Below are 3,276 nucleotides of genomic sequence, written 5' to 3'. Positions count from 1 at the left end.
CACCAGTGATCATGTTTTTCACATAATCAGCGTGGCCTGGGCAGTCAACGTGTGCGTAGTGACGAGCTTCGGTCTCATACTCAACGTGCGCAGTGGAGATAGTGATACCACGTGCGCGCTCTTCAGGAGCACCGTCAATTTCGTCGTACGCTTTAAAATCACCAAAAGATTTAGTAATCGCAGCAGTCAGCGTAGTTTTGCCGTGATCAACGTGGCCGATTGTGCCGATGTTGACGTGCGGCTTATTACGTTCAAATTTTTCCTTCGCCATGGGCGTAGCTCTCTATTTAATCGTAGTTCCGTCGATCAAGGCTTGAAGCCAATAAAAGACCCCAAGGATTCTGTTAGGATACCTTCAGCAAAGAGCGAGAAGAGATTGGAGCGGGTGAAGGGAATCGAACCCTCGTATTCAGCTTGGAAGGCTGCTGCTCTACCATTGAGCTACACCCGCATTACCAATTTCAAGTCGATGGTGGAGGAGGTTGGATTCGAACCAACGTAGGCATAGCCAGCGGATTTACAGTCCGCCCCCTTTAGCCACTCGGGCACTCCTCCGAGATCGACCAAAATTCTCTAAAAGAGAATTTTTTGAAACTCGTTTTGCCAAACACGCCGCTTAACCGCTAAGCAGTTGCGCCGCGTCCTGTGGCGCGGTTTATGCCGCTGAGAACGCCATCTGTCAACGCCTCTTTTGCATGTGCCTGTGCAAAATCAACAAGGCAGTTAGTTTTCCCCCTTTTTTGTCGGAGAACTAACCGTCGGAATCTACGTATGACCTTGCTAAATCACAGCTCTTCTCACCAAACCCGGCAATTTTGGTGCAAATTCTTTTTTGGGAAAGTGAAAAGATCACACACATGAACACCCTCTCAAATTCACTGGACCTGCTCTTTTTATATAAGCAGCAAAAAAGGAATGTTTAGTCTCCCCTCTTTATTCCCTTGAAGCGAAAACATCACCGGAGTATCGAGAGGCTATGAGCAACTTTAAAAAACAAAAGAGCGCAGGCGGCAACCGCTGGAGCCCTGAGCAAAGCCCAGAGCGAAGCAATGATCGCCCCCATAAGAAAAGCCGGCCCGATGGAAAACCGTCTGGTGGATTTTCAAAGGGCAAGCCCTGGCTGAAGAAATCAGCTGCTGAAGACGGCCCTTTCTATATATATGGACTTCACACCATTGAAGCCGCCTTTAGAAATCCGGAACGCACTCGCCACAAGCTCCTCATAACGCAAAACGCATTACGGCGGCTGGAAGAGCGCAATCTGAAGATTGACGTGCCGGTTGAAGAGGCCAGCCCTCGCGATATCGACAAGCTGGTTGGTAAAGATGCCGTGCATCAGGGCGCCGCACTGCTGGTGGACGCCCTTCCTGAATATGGCCCGGAAGAACTCCAGGACGGTCAGCTCGTTCTGGCGCTCGATCAGGTTACCGATCCGCACAATGTCGGCGCTATCCTACGTTCCGCTGTCGCCTTGAGTGCTGACGCTGTTGTCACCACCCGCCGTCACGCACCTGAAGAAGGCCCGGTCCTTGCAAAAACAGCAAGTGGCGCGCTCGATATGATCAAACACGTCCGCGTCCCAAACATGTCTCGCTTTGTCGATGAAATGAGAGATAAAGGCTATCAGGCAATCGCACTGGACAGCGAAGGCCCGAACTCCGTCGAAAATACAACATTCACGGATAAGACCCTGCTGGTCCTCGGCTCAGAAGGAAAAGGTGTACGTGAAGGCGTCCGCAAAAACTGCGACACCCTCGCCCGCCTCGACATGCCGGGAGAGATCAAATCCCTCAACGTCTCCAACGCCGCGATCCTGTCCCTCTACGTCGCCCGCATGAAAATGGGGCTGTCCTAACCGACAGCCTCCGGGTCTCCGACGCCTAGCGCTCATGATCTAAGTGATGCCCTTCGAGCCCGAAGCTAGCTCAGCGAACCATAACCGGATAGTCGGATGCCGCACCCAAGGGATGCATTGCCCGAGTATCTTGGACCAGCCGGTTAGGCTCTAAGAAATCGGCATCCCGTCTATGGCTCGCCAATACTGCCTCCCCCTTTTCTTTATCACGCTCAACGCTCCAAACAGCACCAAATGTAAATTAAAATGCTAGCCCCTGACCATCTTCAGGGGCTAGCATTCTGATGATCTACGGCAAGTCTTTCATCAACCCTGCTCGAGCGCAGGCCTCAGTCGAGAACGATGCTATCTGGCTTTGTAGGAACAGCGGGTACTGTGATGTAGGAAAAGCCTTCTCGAGTATGGCACGCCATACACTCTGAGCTCATAACAGCAACAGCCTCTTCAAAAACCTCAAAGTTTTGAGTTTTAACCGCCTCGTCCAAATCTCCAAAAACGTTCTCACGAAATATATTGATAGAAGGAGCCCGCTTGGTGCGTGCTGTAGCAACCCGAGCCATCATTTTTTCCATGGCTTCGATTTGGTACTCTGCAAACTCCCATTTATCCTGCTTGCCTGCCCAGTACATAGTTTGGAAGCGATAGGCGATTTCGGGCATCCAGTGTGATGTGCCCGGCGTAATTTTCACCAATGCTTTCAACTGCTCTTCTGGTGTGCCTGTCTCTCTCCAGTCAGGGACTTTTTCGGCATGCGCCAGATAACCTGAAGAATACACAGTACCTGTCAAAAGCAATGTCAGGCTCAAAATAGGGATGCAAAGCGCAGATGCTCGTTTCATACGGACCTCGGGGAGTGCTAAAATTGGCAGAAACCACTGAATGATGAGTTGACGCCTCACCCAGCGCTGTCTTCGCAAGAAGAGTAAAAAATGATCAGTATTTACACTGACCTCACTTGCTTGAGCACTGACTACCCACCTTACTTTAAGGCAGATTTAAGCGTTCAGAACCTTTATCAACCAAAGACAGCTGGTTCGTTATATTTAGCTATTTATGCTAAGTTATCTCTGCGGTGAGATGAGAGGTATGCATGTCTGAAACATCGTCTTTAGTTCTGGAGTCCATTCGTACTTTAGATGATATGGTTCTGGCATTTCAGAGCGAGGACAAATGCCGTCAGCTTGTTGAGAGCATGGTATGGCCTAAAGGACGGATTTGCCCTGCTTGTGGCTATAAGCGTTCAATTTCTCTTGCAGGCCGTGACAGTGAAAGAGGACGATCCCGGCCGGGCTTGTATCAGTGCTCAAACAGTTATTGTCGCTTCCAGTTTACAGTCACCACACGCACCCCGTTGCACGCTACCAAGCTCCCGTTGCAAATTTGGTTGAAAGCAATGTGGCTCATTTTACAGTCTGATAAGG

The 3,276-nt window shown here is 50.3% G+C and carries 4 protein-coding genes and 2 tRNA genes; 2 read left to right on the top strand and 4 right to left on the bottom strand.

Translation table 11 applies throughout. The features are described 5' to 3' along the window. The 3 genes from PsWM33_RS19035 to PsWM33_RS19025 all read right to left on the bottom strand — a co-directional run. A partial coding sequence (locus PsWM33_RS19035; RefSeq protein ID WP_244276717.1) for a GTP-binding protein occupies nt 1–271 on the bottom strand: 271 nt, incomplete at its 3' end. 106 nt (nt 272–377) lie between these two features. Beyond that, nucleotides 378–451: transfer RNA gene (locus PsWM33_RS19030), tRNA-Gly, on the bottom strand. Between the two features lie 19 nt (nt 452–470). Then, nucleotides 471–555, bottom strand: a tRNA-Tyr gene (locus tag PsWM33_RS19025). A gap of 421 nt (nt 556–976) precedes the next feature. Here PsWM33_RS19025 and PsWM33_RS19020 point away from each other — a divergent pair. Then, entirely contained in the window at nt 977–1,855 is an 879-nt protein-coding gene (locus PsWM33_RS19020; RefSeq protein ID WP_063301271.1) for a TrmH family RNA methyltransferase, read from the top strand. Between the two features lie 329 nt (nt 1,856–2,184). Here PsWM33_RS19020 and PsWM33_RS19015 read toward each other — a convergent pair whose 3' ends face one another. Then, on the bottom strand, nt 2,185–2,694 hold the full coding sequence (locus tag PsWM33_RS19015; protein ID WP_063301270.1) for a hypothetical protein: 510 nt from the start codon (nt 2,692–2,694) through the stop codon (nt 2,185–2,187). Between the two features lie 251 nt (nt 2,695–2,945). On the opposite strand from PsWM33_RS19015, the gene PsWM33_RS19010 reads away from it, so the two are divergent. Next, the coding region (locus PsWM33_RS19010; protein WP_193778428.1) for a transposase at nt 2,946–3,276 on the top strand (331 nt) is incomplete at its 3' end.

This window comes from Pseudovibrio sp. WM33 (assembly GCF_001623165.1).
Lineage (GTDB): Bacteria > Pseudomonadota > Alphaproteobacteria > Rhizobiales > Stappiaceae > Pseudovibrio.
Note: the sequence above shows the minus strand (reverse complement) of the source record. Positions and strands in the feature narration are given on the sequence as shown.